This window comes from Streptomyces sp. TLI_053 (assembly GCF_900105395.1).
Taxonomy (GTDB): domain Bacteria; phylum Actinomycetota; class Actinomycetes; order Streptomycetales; family Streptomycetaceae; genus Kitasatospora.
Genome location: NZ_LT629775.1, coordinates 2,038,982 through 2,052,953, shown reverse-complemented (window position 1 = coordinate 2,052,953; position 13,972 = coordinate 2,038,982). Strand labels below are relative to the sequence as shown.

General features: G+C 74.6%; 13 protein-coding genes. 6 read left to right on the top strand and 7 right to left on the bottom strand.

Translation table 11 applies throughout. From position 1 onward, the window contains the following. Positions 1–3: 3 nt before the first annotated feature. Positions 4–933, bottom strand: coding sequence for an NAD-dependent epimerase/dehydratase family protein (locus BLU95_RS08005; protein ID WP_093859377.1), 930 nt, complete (start codon positions 931–933; stop codon positions 4–6). A 204-nt stretch (positions 934–1,137) separates the two neighbouring features. After that, entirely contained in the window at positions 1,138–1,677 is a 540-nt protein-coding gene (locus BLU95_RS08000; protein WP_093859376.1) for a PTS-dependent dihydroxyacetone kinase phosphotransferase subunit DhaM, read from the bottom strand. Between the two features lie 273 nt (positions 1,678–1,950). On the opposite strand from BLU95_RS08000, the gene BLU95_RS07995 reads away from it, so the two are divergent. From BLU95_RS07995 to BLU95_RS07985, 3 genes are all read left to right on the top strand, one after another. Further along, positions 1,951–2,187, top strand: a complete 237-nt coding sequence (locus tag BLU95_RS07995; RefSeq protein ID WP_093864713.1) for a DUF397 domain-containing protein — start codon at positions 1,951–1,953, stop codon at positions 2,185–2,187. A gap of 800 nt (positions 2,188–2,987) precedes the next feature. After that, a complete protein-coding gene (locus BLU95_RS07990) occupies positions 2,988–3,482 on the top strand; it encodes a hypothetical protein (protein WP_030396879.1) in 495 nt (164 codons plus the stop codon). 619 nt (positions 3,483–4,101) lie between these two features. Beyond that, entirely contained in the window at positions 4,102–5,331 is a 1,230-nt protein-coding gene (locus BLU95_RS07985) for an acyl-CoA dehydrogenase family protein (protein ID WP_093859375.1), read from the top strand. A gap of 72 nt (positions 5,332–5,403) precedes the next feature. On the opposite strand, the gene BLU95_RS07980 is transcribed toward BLU95_RS07985, so the two are convergent. Next, positions 5,404–6,624 (bottom strand): aminoglycoside phosphotransferase family protein, encoded by a 1,221-nt coding sequence (locus tag BLU95_RS07980; protein ID WP_231978392.1) that lies wholly within the window; start codon positions 6,622–6,624, stop codon positions 5,404–5,406. Positions 6,625–7,100: 476 nt separating this feature from the next. Here BLU95_RS07980 and BLU95_RS07975 point away from each other — a divergent pair, with 476 nt between their 5' ends. Then, the gene (locus tag BLU95_RS07975) at positions 7,101–8,585 is read left to right on the top strand and encodes a DNA-binding protein NsdB (protein ID WP_093859374.1); all 1,485 of its coding nucleotides are present in this window, start codon (positions 7,101–7,103) and stop codon (positions 8,583–8,585) included. Between the two features lie 157 nt (positions 8,586–8,742). Here the strand turns inward: BLU95_RS07975 and BLU95_RS07970 are convergent, their stop codons facing one another. After that, positions 8,743–9,189 (bottom strand): PAS domain-containing protein, encoded by a 447-nt coding sequence (locus tag BLU95_RS07970; RefSeq protein WP_159424821.1) that lies wholly within the window; start codon positions 9,187–9,189, stop codon positions 8,743–8,745. A gap of 281 nt (positions 9,190–9,470) precedes the next feature. Between BLU95_RS07970 and BLU95_RS07965 the strand changes: the two genes are divergently transcribed. Further along, the gene (locus BLU95_RS07965) at positions 9,471–10,979 is read left to right on the top strand and encodes a hypothetical protein (protein ID WP_093859373.1); all 1,509 of its coding nucleotides are present in this window, start codon (positions 9,471–9,473) and stop codon (positions 10,977–10,979) included. Positions 10,980–11,122: 143 nt separating this feature from the next. Here the strand turns inward: BLU95_RS07965 and BLU95_RS07960 are convergent, their stop codons facing one another. The 3 genes from BLU95_RS07960 to BLU95_RS42180 form a co-directional block, all read right to left on the bottom strand. Continuing rightward, positions 11,123–11,968, bottom strand: a complete 846-nt coding sequence (locus tag BLU95_RS07960; protein WP_231978698.1) for an undecaprenyl-diphosphate phosphatase — start codon at positions 11,966–11,968, stop codon at positions 11,123–11,125. Positions 11,969–12,319: 351 nt separating this feature from the next. Further along, positions 12,320–13,015, bottom strand: coding sequence for a class I SAM-dependent methyltransferase (locus tag BLU95_RS07955; RefSeq protein ID WP_093859371.1), 696 nt, complete (start codon positions 13,013–13,015; stop codon positions 12,320–12,322). Further along, positions 13,012–13,290 carry a hypothetical protein gene (locus BLU95_RS42180; RefSeq protein ID WP_159424820.1) on the bottom strand — a complete coding sequence of 93 codons (279 nt, stop codon included), beginning with the start codon at positions 13,288–13,290 and terminating at the stop codon, positions 13,012–13,014. The genes BLU95_RS07955 and BLU95_RS42180 overlap by 4 nt, the downstream gene beginning before the upstream one ends. Here BLU95_RS42180 and BLU95_RS07950 point away from each other — a divergent pair. After that, complete coding sequence (locus BLU95_RS07950) at positions 13,282–13,800, top strand: DUF4396 domain-containing protein (RefSeq protein ID WP_093864712.1); 519 nt, start codon at positions 13,282–13,284, stop codon at positions 13,798–13,800. The two genes, BLU95_RS42180 and BLU95_RS07950, sit on opposite strands and share 9 nt — an antisense overlap. The last annotated feature ends 172 nt before the right edge of the window (positions 13,801–13,972 follow it).

The window sequence follows — 13,972 nt, the reverse complement described above, 5'->3', positions numbered from 1 at the left end:
GAGCTAGAGGGTGCGGAACCAGGACGCCGTCCGCTCCAGGCCCTCGCGCAGCGGGACCGGGCGGACGTCGGGGAACAGCTCGCGCAGCCGTGTGTTGTCGGCCTGCGAGTCCCGGACGTCGCCCGGCCTGGGCTCGGTGTGCGCGACCTCGACGGGGTGGCCGAGCACCGTTTCCAGCTCGCCGACCAGTTCCAGCAGCGAGGTGCGGGTCCCGAAGGCCAGGTTGACCGGGTCCGCGCTCACGACCCGCCGCAGCACCGCGTCGGTGATCACCTGGGTGACGGTGCCGACGAAGGTGAAGTCGCGGCTCTGCCCGCCGTCCCCGTGCACCGTCAGCGGCCGCCCGGCGAGGGCGGCGTCCAGGAAGGCCGGGACGACCGCCGCGTAGGCGTGCCCGGCGGGCTGCAGCGGGCCGAACACGTTGAAGAACCGCAGCGGCAGCACGCCCAGCCCGTAGCAGTGGTGGTAGGCCGCCAGATAGGCCTCGGTGGCGAGCTTGCTGACCGCGTACGGGCTCATCGGCGCGGTGCGCATGGTCTCCCGCTTGGGCAGCTCCCGGTTGGCGCCGTAGACCGAGGAGGAGGACGCGGCGGCCACGTAGAGGCCGCCGGCGCGGCGGGCGGCCTCCAGGACCTCCAGGGTGCCGGTGGCGTTGGCGTGGTGACTGGCCAGCGGATCGGCCACCGAGCGCGGTACGGAGGGCAGCGCGGCGAGGTGGACCACCGCGTCGGCCCCGGCGAAGGCCTCGTCCAGCAGCTCCGGGTCGAGAATCGTGCCCTCGTGGAGCACGGCCCCGGTGCCGGCCAGGTTGGCCTTCTGCCCGGTGGAGAGGTTGTCCACGACCCGGACCTCGTCCACCTCGGGGCGGGCCAGCAGGGCCCGGACCAGGTTGGCCCCGATGAATCCGGCTCCGCCGGTGACGACCACACGCATGGCTGAGGTTCCCCCCTCACGACGACCCGGCCCGCTCGGCCGGCCCCGCGCCGATGGTAGCCGCGCGGTCACCCGCCGTGTGCCGGAACGCCGAGAACGGCCGGAGGCGGCCGGAAGCGGTCACGGGGGAGCGGTGGGAGGCCCCGCCCGGTCCGCGCCCCCGTCCCGTCGGCTCCCCCGTCCCGTCGGCTCCCCCGGTCCCGGTCAGCCCTTGGGCTGGCGGTACGCCTCCTCGGCGGCGTCCAGTACCGCCGCGAGGTCGCCGCCGGCCGTGGCGGTGGCCACCGCGGCCACCGCGCCCTCGACGAACGGGGCGTTGGCGAACCGCACCGGGAACGGCAGACCGTGCTCGTCGGCCTCGGCGAGCAGGGCCCGGACGGTGGTCACCGCACCGCCGAGGTCGGCCAGGACGACCACGCCGTGCCCCTGGTCGACCCGGCGGGTGGCGGCGGCGACGAGCACCGCGCTGATACCGGGTCCGGCGACGAGGTCCCCGCCGGTGCTCGCCACCGGGGCGGGTCCGGCGGAGGGGGTCAGCGCGAGCGCCAGGGTTCGGACGGCATTGGCGAGTTCCTGGCTGTGCGAGACCAGGACGACCCCGACCCGGCCGTGCACGGGCGGCCGGCCGGGGGTGGGCCGGGGCAGCGGGGCGGGTCCGGACGGGGTGCGGGGCGCCGGCGGCTGCGCCGAGGCGGCCTCGGAGATGGGGATGACATCGGCGCGGGTGCCGTCCCGGCGGCTCATCGGCTGCTCCTCGGGGCGTTCGGTGGGGGCTTCCCGCGGTGCGGGCTCCCCACACTCTGGCAGTTCGCCCGCCGCGCGCCCGTGCGGGACACGCGCCCCGGGGAGTGCGCTGGGGCGTGCGGAGCGACCCCCGCCCGTCGTCGACGGTCCGTCCTCCCCCGACCGGTGGAGACCTGGTGATCCCGCTGACCGGGACCGCGGCGGTGACTAGGCTGGGCGCGTTCAGGCCGTCGGGAGGAGACAGCAGCAGTGGCAGCCAACAGCGGGACCGGGGTGGAGGCGACCGAGGTGGCGGAGCTCGCCGCGAGCGGGAAGCCGAAGGTGGACTTCACCGGGGCGACCTGGCTCTTCAGCAGCCAGGGTGTCGGGGACGTCCAGATCGCCTTCGTGGACGGCTACATCGGAATGCGGGACGGCCGTCAGGAGGACGGCCCGATCCTGGTGTTCACGCCGGGGGAGTGGCGGGCCTTCGTGCTCGGCGCGCGGGACGGCGAGTTCGACCTCACCTGACCGGATCCGGGGCCGTGCCCCCGGCCGGGTGCCGGTCCGGGCCGCCGGGTCGGTACCCGGCCCGGGTGTCGGACGTCCCCAGGCCGGACATTCCGGCGCCGAATACCCCGGCGCCGGATACCCCGCCGGGGTGTCCAGGGGCGGTCGTACGCCCCCGAAGGTCTCCGGTGGTCATCATTCCGATCACATTTGAACGTGCCCCGTCATAATTTCTGTTGACTGCTGGACAAACGCAGCTCAGAGTATGAGCACAGGCAGACGCCGTGCCCACCGCCCCCACGCGGCCAGACACGGCGCCTGCTGTGCGACCCGGCAGCGCTGCCGAGCCTCCTCCCAGTCATCCCTCTGCGCACCGGGGGTGCGTCGGCCGGTCCCGGCCCACAAGGGGCCGGCAGTCGCCGGGAGGATGGCGCCGGTCCCCGAGAGCGACTCAGGGGCGGCACCGTGCTCGGGACCCGCACGCCCCCACGCGGCGGCGTCCCGAGCAGGTCTGCGGGAGCGACGGGCCGGGGCCCCGCAGACCTTGCCTGTGAAACATGGAACTGTTGGCTTGTGTGCTGTGCGGCGCGACGGCGGAGCTGGGTGCTCGGCACGACGGTGTGCACAGTGAGGGAAACGCGTGTAGGGCCGCGTTGCGACAGGCCGTCCCCCCGGAGGGTGAAACCCAGAACGGCTGCCGTGCTGAACCGAACGTAGCCCGGACGGTTGCTCAGAGTCAACATTGGTCTCTGAGCGTGGATCTCCGTCCGGCGCCCCACCCACCCCGCGAGCGCGGTGTGGCGGGCACGTACGATGTTCCCATGTCTTTTCTCCGCCGTCGCTCCGGTCAGCCCACCGGCCCGGACTTCGACGTGCTCGCCATGGACCCGGGCGACTGGCCCGGCGACTTCGGTGCAGCCATGATGACCGGCCCGGACGGCGCCTGCCAGGGGATTTTCCTGCGCTACGACCTGTTCGGCGGCAGAGGCCCGGCGATGTTCATCGGCAACCTCCCCGAGGGCTCGCCGGCCCGCGAGACCGGCGACAGCGTGCCCTTCGAGGTGCGCCAGCTGCTCGCGGCGCTGGAGAACGAGGAACCGGTCGACTTCGTCTCGGCGGAGGACTTCCCCGTCATGCTCGGGGACGATCTGCTGATCGTGAAGAAGGTCAAGGTCAGCGAGGGCCGGGTCTTCTGTGCCCAGTTCGGCCGGAGTGACGGTGTGCAGGTCACCATCGCCTCCTGGGACCGACCGATTTCGGACGATCTCTACCAGTTGCTCAAGCCGCTGCCCGCGGACATGTTCCAGCAGGGCTGAACGAGGCGGGCCGATGGCCCGGAGGGCAGCGTTCCGGTTCCCGTTCGGCCGCCCCCGTGGTGTCCACCGGGCTGCCCGTCGGGACATCCGCCGAGGCGTCCCGCCGCGTTCTCCGGCCCGACCCGACCCGGGCCGCCCCGTGCGGGCCGCCCCGCCCCGTCCGGGCCTCGGGCGCTGCTTGACGGCTTCGATCACGGCTTCGTAAAGTCGCGAACATGCCGTGCCGTCTCCCGCTGCTGACCCGTCGCAGCTACCTCGACCTGCGGCGCACCGCCAGCGCGGCGTGTCCGGGTCACTGAGGGGGATTCGTCCCCCGAGGCGGCGGGCGGCCGGCCGAGCGGCCGGCGCCGATCCGGGGGCGGCCCCTGTGCCGGACCCCGGGTCCCGGGGTGGCCATCGAGCCGGAGTCCCGGGCCGCCGCCAGGTACCGCGCGCCCGTCCCGGCGTGCCGCCCGCCGTTCCCCGCACCAGCCGACGGGGGTGCCGGCGCCGACAGTGGAACGGCCGAGCCCCCGACAACGGCGGAGGCGTGGCCGGGCCGGCCGTCGGCACCGGGCCCGAAGCCCGCCGTCGGGTGCGCACCCCGAGCCCACGCTGCCGCCCCGGAGGCCCAAGCCCCATGCGTACCGTCGCTGCCGACCAGCCGTCCGCCGTCCCGTCGACCGGCCCCGAGCCCTCCCCCGTCGAGGCCGCCCTCGCCGGCCTGCCCCGGGTCGTCGACCTGCTGGCCGCCCGGGCCGAGGAGCACGACCGCGACGCGACCTTCCCGTACCAGGGCATCGAGGCGGTGCACGAGGCCGGACTGCTGACCCTGACCGTCGGCGCCCGCTACGGCGGCCCCGGCGGCACCCTCGCCGACACCGTCCAGGTCCTGGCCCAACTCGGCCGCGGGGACGCCTCGGTGGCCGTGGTCACCGCCTTCACCCTGCTCCAGCACGCCGAGCAGGCCCGGACCGCGGGCTGGCCGACGGCCGGCTACCGGCGGTTGCTCACCGAGTCCCGGCGCGGTCCGGCCCTGGTCAACACCCTGCGGGCGGAACCCGGGAGCCGCGAGGGCGAGCCGCCGGCCACGGTGGCGCGACGGGACGGCGAGGACTGGCTGCTGACGGGCCGGAAGACGTACTGCACCGGCGCCGAGGCGCTGGCCTGGATGGCGGTGACCGCCCGGACCGACGAACCGGAACCCCGGACCGGCACCTTCCTGGTGCGCGGCGAGAGCGAGGGCCTGGAGGTCGATCCGACCTGGGACCAGCTCGGTCTGCGGGCCAGCGCCAGCCACGACGTGGTCCTCGAGCAGGTGCGGGTACCGGCCGAACTGGCCCTCGGCCTGAACCCGCCCGCCGGCGCCGGAAAGGGAGCCGCCGCTTCCGCCGCTGCCGTCCCGGCGGCCGAACTGGCCCGCGCCTGGCACGATCTGGCGCTCTCGGCGGTGGCCGTCGGGGTGGCCCGCTCGGCCCAGGACTGGCTGGTGCGCTTCCTGCACCAGCGAACTCCGGCCAATCTGACCGAGCCGCTCGGCAGCCTGCCCCGCTACCGCAGCGCGCTGGGCGAGATCGAGGCCCAGCTGATCGGCGCCGAGGAACTCGTGCACGGGCTGGCCGCGCGGGTGGACCGGGCCGAGCCGGAGGCGGTGGCCCGGACGGGGCCGGCGCACCTGCTGGCCACCCGGGCGGCGACGGCCGCCGTCCAGCAGGCCGTCTCGCTCACCGGGAACCCGGGGCTGAGCCGGCGTCACCCGTTGGAGCGGTACCTGCGGGACGTGCTCAGCAGCCGGGTCCATCTGGCCCCGGACGAGGTCGTCCTGGAGGCCGCCGGTCGGGCCGCCCTGGAGCGCGGCGTGCGGCACTGACCGGTCCTCGACCGGGGCGCCCTCCGGCCCCTCCGGAGGAGCGTCGTCCGGCAGTACCGGCCCGGACGGGCCTCACCTGGTCCCGACGGCGGCCCGGACGGCCCGGCGGGCCAGCGCGGCGTCGTCGTAGAGCCGGCGGATCATGATCCGCTGCTCCTCGCCGGCGCCCGGCACGTCGTACAGCCGGATCTCCCGCATCAGCACCAGCACCAGGTTCACCAGGAACGCGTCCCGGGCCATCGTGCCGCCGCTCTGCGCGAGCTGGCTGATCTGCCGACGGGCCGCGGTGTCACCGGAGAGGACGCTCCAGAGCACCGCCAGGTCGTAGCCGGGCAGGTACCAGCCGGCCTGCTCCCAGTCGACCAGCACCGGACCGGACGGCGCCAGCAGCATGTTGCTGAGCAGCGCGTCGCCGTGGCAGAGCTGGAGCGGACCGTGGCCGAGCCCGTGCAGCAGACCGCGCAGGTCGCCGGCGTCCCGGTCGGTGAGCTGGCCCACCGAGTGGTAGCGGGCGATCTCCAGCTGGTAGTCCAGCCGGGGCTGGAAGACGTCGGTCGGCGGGCGCCACAGGTTGAGCGTCCGGACGGCGGTGAGCAGCGCGCGCACCTCGCCGGGCGTGGGGGCGTTGACCGGGTGGCGCTCCCGGGCCGCCGGCCGGCCGGGGACCCGCTCCATCACCAGGACGCAGCGGTCGTGGTCGGCGGCCACCAGCCGGGGCAGCCGTACCGGCGGACGGTGCCGCACGAAGGCCCGGTAGACCGCGACCTCGTGGTGGAAGTCGGCGACCAGCTGTTCGAAGTACTCGCTCCGCACGGCCTGCGGGGCGAGGCACTTGGCCACCACCGGCGCCCGGCCGATGGTGCCCGCCACCAGGATGTGGCGGCTCCCCTCGCGCAGCACCTGGCGCGGGGTGAAGGCGGGGCATATCCGCGCGACCCCGGCGAGGGCGGCCCGGACGGCCGGGGTCTGCAGCGCGGAGGGGTCGATCCGCTCCTGCGTCATGGGCTGGCCCGGCCGGGCCGGCGGCCGCAGCAGCCGGCCGTCGCCGGGGCGGACGGCGGGGATCCGGGCGCCGGGCACGCGGGGGCCGGCGGTCTCGGCCGGGCGCAGTCCGAGTGCGGTCCGGGCGGCCTGGCCCCGCGCGTCCCCGGACCGGCCGTCGGCGGCGCGCGGGGCGGCGGGCCGGGACGGCGGCGGGACCTGCTTCGGGCCGGGACGGCCGACGGCTGCGGTGGGGGGGCGCAGCGCGGTGCGGGTCGTGGTCGGCGTCGGGGAGGTCGCTGAGGAGTACATGGGGTGAGGGTGGTCCCTTCCTGTCCGTCTGCGGGTGCGCCCCCGCGGGGGGTCACGGGGTGGGCCGGTGCCGTGTGCTTCCTGGCGCGACGGCGGTCCTGCCCCGGCCGGGTGGTGTGCGGGCGCCGGGCACGGACGCCGGGGCCGGAGCCCCGTGCTGCGGCGGTGGACCGGCCGTCCGCACCCTGGGGAATGCGGTCGGCCGGTACTGCCGTGGCCGTGCCCGGCGCTCCCGCGCCACCCGGCCGCGCCACCCCCTCGGGTGAGGACCGGGGGCGCCCCGCGACCCGTGCGGGGGAACCCCGTACCGGCCTGGGACACCGCCCGACCCGGGGGTCGAGGTGGCGCACCTCTACATGACACCCGGATGCCGGTGGTTGGTAATGTGGCGGACCCTGGCGAAGCCTGGCGAATGCTCGCCCGGCACATGACGGAGCCTCTAGCCTCGAACCAGCCGAGGAACCTGGGGGCTTCACGTGAGCAGGGGACCCAACACCCGACTCGCCGATCTGTTCGTCCTGACCGGATGGTCCAAGGGCGAGCTCGCGCGGCTGGTCAACAGGCGCGGTGCCGCGATGGGACAGCAGCAGCTGTCCACCGACACCTCGCGGGTGCGGCGGTGGATCGAGCAGGGGGAGATCCCGCGCGATCCGGTGCCGAGGGTACTGGCAGCCGTGTTCACGGAGCGGCTCGGCCGTGTCGTCACCACTGAGGACCTCGGTCTGGAACGACACCGGCCCACCAGGACCGGAGCGGCGCAGTCCGCCACCTCGTCACCATGGGAGCCGGATCGAACGGCCGCGGTCCTCACCGAGTTCACGGGAATGGACCTCATGCTGAACCGACGTGGATTGGTGGGCGCGGGTGCCGCGCTCACGGCGGGGGCGGTCGTCGCCGACTCGCTGAAGGGCTGGCTGGGAGGGGCCGAGGTCGCCTACGCGGCGTCGGCCCCCGGCCCGCGCCCGGTGCTCACCCAGGGCGGTGCCCGTCCGGTGGTGGACCTGTACGACCCGGGCCCGGTCGGGCTCGACGAGGTGGAGGCGCTGGAGCGCTCGGTGCAGGTGTTCCGGGCCTGGGACGCGGCCCGCGGCGGCGGACTGCAGCGCAAGGCGGTGGTCGGCCAGCTCAACGAGGTGGGCGGTCTGCTGACGCACCGGCACAGCCCGGCCGTGACCCAGCGGTTGTGGCTGGTCGCGGCCAACCTGGCGGTGCTGGCGGGCTGGATGTCGCACGACGTGGGCCTGGAGCCGACCGCGCAGAAGTACTTCATGCTGGCCGCGGACTCCGCCCGGGAGGCCGGCGACCGGCCCCGGGCCGGTGAGGCGATCTCCCGGGCGGCGCGCCAGATGGTGCACCTGGGGCGGGCGGACGAGGCGATCGGCCTGATGGCGGCGGCCAAGGCGAGCGGCGGCCGGATGCTGCCGAGGACGCGCGCCATGCTGAACACGGTCGAGGCCTGGGCGCACGCCTCGATCGGGCAGTCGCAGGCGACCTGGCGGCTGCTGGGCGAGGCGGAGGAGCTCTTCGCCGAGGACCCGGACGGTCCGCCGCCGTCGTGGATGCAGGTCTTCGACGAGGCGGAGCTGCGCGGCATGCAGGCGCTGGTGCTGCGGACGCTCGCCGAGCACGACCGGGCGGCCGCGGACCAGGCCCGTCGGCACGCCGAGCGGGTGATCCGGCTGCGGGAGGGGACGGGGCAGCTGCGGTCGGCGCTGTTCGACCGGATCACGCTGGCCTCGGTGCACTGGCTCACCGGGGAGCCCGACGCGGCGGACACCCAGTGCAAGCTGGTGCTGAACCTGATCGGCCAGAACTCCTCGCACCGCACCTGGGACCGGCTGCGGGAGATGTACCGGCTGACCGCGCGCTACCGGGGGGTGCCGGTGGTGGACGAGCTGCGGGAGCAGTTGGGGCGGGAGCTGCGGGCGGCGGACGCGAAGAAGCGGCCCGCGCGCGCCTGACCGGGGCCGGCTGCGGCGGCCGGGTCCCGGGGCCGGAAGGGCTCGGAGGGCTCGAGCGGCGCGAAGGGTCCGAGTGGCTCGAGTGGCGTGAAGGGCTCAGAGGGCCGGTGGGGTCGTGACGACTGGTGGGTCGTGACGGCCGGTGGGTCGGGGCCGGTCAGGAGGGGTTCGCGGGGCGCAGCAGCATGCGCAGCGCGGTGACGGTGCCGTCGGTGCCCAGCACGGGTTCGCCGGTGCACTCGATCATGCCGTGCCCGCCGTCGGGCCGCCGGACCTGGAGGGTGCCGAAGGCGTACCGTCCGTGCACCAGCGCGTCGGTCATCATCCGGCGCAGCTGCGGCCGGTCCGCCTCGCTCAGGCGGTCGGGCAGCCGGTCGAGGCTGAGCGGTCCGTGTCCGGGGTCGCAGCCGAGCAGCCGGTAGGCCTCGGCGGACCAGCGGACGTCGTCGGTGAGGAGGTCCCACTCGGCGGAGCCGATCACGGCCGCGCCGGTCGAGGTGCGGATGGCGCTGTCCACTCTCTCGCCCACCGGCCCCTCGCCGTCCGTCGTGCCCTCGCTCGGGGGCGCGACGGGTGGTGGGCCGGTCGTGGGCGACTTTGGCATGGTGAGTCCAGTGGTCCGTTCGTGGAGAGCGGCCGGTGCGTGGTGGCATCGACTGTCGCACAGCGTTCTCACCCTTGTGGGCGATTTGGACAGATCGCCGTCAAAGTTCCCCCGGCATATGCCAGTGCGCACAAAGGGCCGGTCGCCCTGTGTGCGACAGGCTGCCCGAGGCGGTAACCTTCGGTGATTCCGGCGCCCGGGCGCCCACCGCAGTACCCACCAGAGACCCCGGCGACGGAAATCCCGTTGCCACTACGACCGCCGCAACGGATGCTGACCTCATGTTCGAGCCAGTGATAGCACCCAGTGCCAGCCTCCTCGGCCTCCTGCAGCGAGGTCGCGGTGACGGGCAGCTCCATGCGCTGGCCGCCGACCGCACCGAGGCCATCGCCGCGCTGGAGGAGTGCGTCACCAGGGATCCGCGAGCCGACTGGCAGGTCGAGAACCGTTCCCTCTACTACGCGCGCCTCTACATGGAGCTGGAGGCGCCGCTCGACGGGATCGAGGACCACCTCCACTCCCCGGAGGACCTCCTCGACGAGGACGAGGCCCGCACCGGCCTCGCGCTCTCCGTCCTGGGCCACCTCGCCGCGTACGGCCGGCGGGACGCGCTGCTGATGCTCCGCGAGTACGCCGCCACCGGCACCAGCTGGGCCTGGGCGCTGGACGAGCTCGCGCTGCGCGACGACGACCGGGGCCTGCTGCTGCTCGGGACGGCCGTGCTGGACCGTTTCGCCCCCGGCCCCGAGGGCGACGCCGAGCTGCGCGAGATGGTGCGGAGCGCTTACGAGCCCAGGCCCTGGCGGCTCTGGGCCGCCTACCACCCGAGGGTCGCGGCCGCCGCCGAGCAGGCCCCCTTCGACGTGTGGCAGCGACAGCTGAACCGCAGCGGTGTGACCCCGGGCTGGTCCACGGCCGATGTGCTGGCCTGGGCCGACCAGGGGGAGCTCGGCGGCCTCGCTGCCGCGGCCTTCGCCGGCGGCCCGGCCCGTGCCGGCTCCTCGCAGGAGGACGGACCGGGTCCGGACGCGGTGGACCGCCGCGCCGCCGCCGCCGCCCGCTGCCTGGCCGCCGTGGTGCGGCCGGAGGACCGGCCCGCCGTCCTGGAGGCGGCCCGCACCGGTCTCCCCGGTGCCCGCCGGGCGGCCCTGCGCCACCTCGTCGACCGGCAGGACCCGGCCGCGGCCGGGCTGATCGAGGCCGCCGCGGCGGAGGTCGACGACCGGCTGGTCCGGTTCGCCCTGGAACTGCTCGGGCGGATGCGCGGTCCGGAGGCGCTGGCCCATGCCCGCCGCTGGGCCGATCCGGCCACCGGGGGTGCCGACAGCGCCCTCGGCGAGGCCGCCGTGCGCCTGCTGGCCGACGCGGGCGAGCCCACCGACGCGCCGCTGGTGGTGGGCGGGCTGCGCCGTTGGGTGCTGCTGCACGGGGTGTCCGGCGCCGACGCCGGGCTCGGGACGCTGGTCGACGGCGCGGGGCGGCTGACCGCCACCGAGGCCGTCCCGGTCCTGCGCCACATCTACGGCGAGGCCGTCTCCTCGGAGCTGCGCGGCCGCGCAGCCCGGGCGCTCGCCGCGACCGACGTGCACTTCCCGGAGGGGCCGGCCGTCGAGTGCCTCTGGGACTGCGAGGAGTCCACCCGGGAGCTCGCCGCGAGGCACGTCGCCACCACCGGTGACGCCCGCGTGCTGGAGCGCCTGCGCCGCCTCGCCGCCGATCCGGCCGAGGAGGCCGAGGTGCACGCCGCCGTGCGCGGCCGGCTCACCTCCGCCCGCGAGCGCAGCAGGTAGCCGTCGCGGACGCGCGCGGAGCGGCCGGGACGAACAAGCAGCGGAACGACGGAGCGGGCCGGTCCACCACGAGGGTGGACCGGCCCGCTCCGTCGTTCCCCGGCCCCGGGGCAGGACCCCGGCCCGGGGAATGGAACGCGGTTCTACTTCGCGACCACGCCGGCGTCCGGTGCCAGGGTGCCCACGGACACCAGGACGATGATCAGGATGCCGAGCGCGATCCGGTAGATCACGAACGGCATGAAGCTGTTGTTCGAGATGTACTTCAGGAACCAGGCGATCGCCGCGTATCCGACCACGAAGGCGATCCCGGTGGCCAGGACGGTCGGCCCCCAGGCCGGCGCGGGGCCCTCGCCGATCTTGAACAGCTCCAGCACGCCGGAGGCCAGCACCGCCGGGATCGCCAGCAGGAACGAGTACCGGGCCGCCGCCTCCCGGCTGTAGCCGAGCAGCAGGCCGGCGCTGATCGTGCCGCCGGAGCGGGAGACGCCGGGGATCAGGGCGAGCGCCTGGGCCATGCCGTAGGTGGCCGCGTGCGGCAGGGTCAGGTCGGAGATCGGCTTGGCGTGCCGGACCGCCCGGGTCCGGTCGGCGATCGCGAGCACCACGCCGAAGAGGATCAGCGTGCTGCCGATGATCCGCAGATCGCGCAGGTCCTGCTCGATGGTGTCCTGGAACAGCTTGCCCAGGATGCCGATCGGCAGGGTTCCCATGATCACGAACCAGCCCATCCGCGCGTCCTGGTGCGAGCGCAGCGCGGGCCGGAACAGCGAGAGCGTCCAGGTCTTGATGATCGAGGCTATGTCGCGGCGGAAGTAGATCAGCACGGCGGTCTCGGTGCCGAGCTGCGTCACCGCGGTGAACGCGGCCCCCGGGTCCTGCCAGCCGAACAGGGCCGGGAAGACCCGGAGGTGGGCGCTGGAGGAGATCGGGAGGAACTCGGTGAGCCCCTGGATCAGGCCGAGGACGGCCCCGTGGAACCAGTCGATCACCGGACACCCGCCCGGGGTATCCGTCGGTCGATGCGCATGAAGCGTTCCTTGTTGGTCGGTGCGGGAACGGCCCTGCGAACCGGTCGGCGCGGTCCAGCGGCGCGGTCCGATGGCAGGCGAACGACCGGTCCCGCCCGGCGCTCGGGCCGCGCGCGGGCCCGGCGTCCGCCTGATGCTACGCCGTTCGGGTGACAGCTTTTCGCCCGCCCCACCCCCGGTGCACCGTCCGTCGCCCCGGTCCTCCCGTCTGTCGCCCTGTTCCTCCCCGCTTCCTCCCGGCTTCCTCCGGTTTCGCCCCGACCTCCTCCGGCTTCCTTTGATTCCGTCCGGGCCGCGCCCGGGCCGTGCTCAGGCGGTGGTCGGCCGGGCCCGCGCCCAGGTCCGGTCCTCGGTCGGATAGGTGTCGACGGTCAGCCCGGCCTCGGAGAGGGCCCGTTCGAACTCGGTCCGGTCCATCGGGCGGGACGGGAAGGTCTGGGTCCACCGGGCGTCCGGGAACTCGTACACCACGTGGATCCGGTTCACCCCGTCTCCCAGGGGTGTGGCCGATTCCACCCTGACCAGGCCGTCCTCCCCGATCGCCCGCTCGCGCGGGACGTTCGTCTGCCAGTCCTCGCCCTCGCGCTGGACGAGCACGCAGCCGTCCGGGGCGACGTGCCGGCGGCAGGTCTCCAGCAGGCCCCGGCGGACGGCGAGGCTGCCGGCGTGCACCAGGAAGGAGGCGAGCAGGACGACGTCGAAGCGTTCGCCGAGGTCCAGCCGTTCGATCGGGGAGAGTACCGTGCGGGCCCCGCGGATCCGCTCCAGCATCCGTGCCGACTCGTCCACGGCGGTGACCCGGAAGCCCCGCTCCACCAGCGGGTGGGTCATCCGGCCGACACCGCAGCCGAGTTCCAGCAGGCTCGCGCCGGACGGCACGGCGCCGGCGATCACCTCGATCTCGTCGCGGACCGGCAGCCGTTCGTACATCTCGACCGCGCAGCCGTCCGGGGTGATCGCCCCGGGGCCGGTGCCGTCGTATCCCTCGCGTCGTTCGTCGGTCATGCGAACCATCGGAGCACGGCCGGTGCGCGGTGGGAAGAATGCGGCCCGATCAGGCTTGGAAGATACCCCCAGGGGGTATGCAGTCGTCGACGAGCCGGGCAGCACGGCGAAGGAACGAGTACCTGGAGGACGACATGGCGCACCCCGCCCAGCACGAGCGGCAGCACAGCGGTCACAGTCACCACGGGCACGATGGGGGTCACGGGCGGCACGAGGAGCACGGGCGGCACATGAACCACGAACAGCACCGACACCATGCGGACCACATGGACCATTCAGACCATTCGAGCCACTCGAGCCACTCGGGCAGTGCGGGGCACGCGCACCACGGGGCCGGCGGCGGTGGCGTGACCTGGGCGGCCGCCGCGCAGGCGACCCTCCACTGCCTCACCGGCTGCGCCATCGGCGAGATCCTCGGCATGGTTCTCGGCACCGCCTTCGGCCTGCACAACGGCGGCACCGTGGTGCTCTCGGTCCTGCTGGCCTTCGTCTTCGGCTATGCGCTGACCATGCGCGGCGTGCTCAAGGCGGGCCTGGACGTCCGCACCGCGGTGAAGGTCGCGCTGGCCGCCGACACCGTCTCGATCATCGTCATGGAGATCATCGACAACAGCGTGATGGTTACCGTTCCCGGTGCCATGGACGCGGGTCTCGGTGACATCCTGTTCTGGTTCGCGCTGGCCGGTTCGCTGGTCCTGGCCTTCCTCCTGACCGTCCCGGTCAACAAGTGGATGATCGGCAAGGGTCGCGGCCACGCCATGGTGCACGCCTACCACCAGCACTGACCGGTCCAACGGCACCGACCGTGCCACCAGCACTGACCGGTCCAACGGCACCGACCGTGCCACCAGCACTGACCGGTCCACCGGCGCTGCCCGCCGCCCCGGACGCCGCGGCCCGCGCCGACCCCTCCGCAGGGGTCGGCGCGGGCCGCGGCGTTCTCGCGTGCCGGGGTCC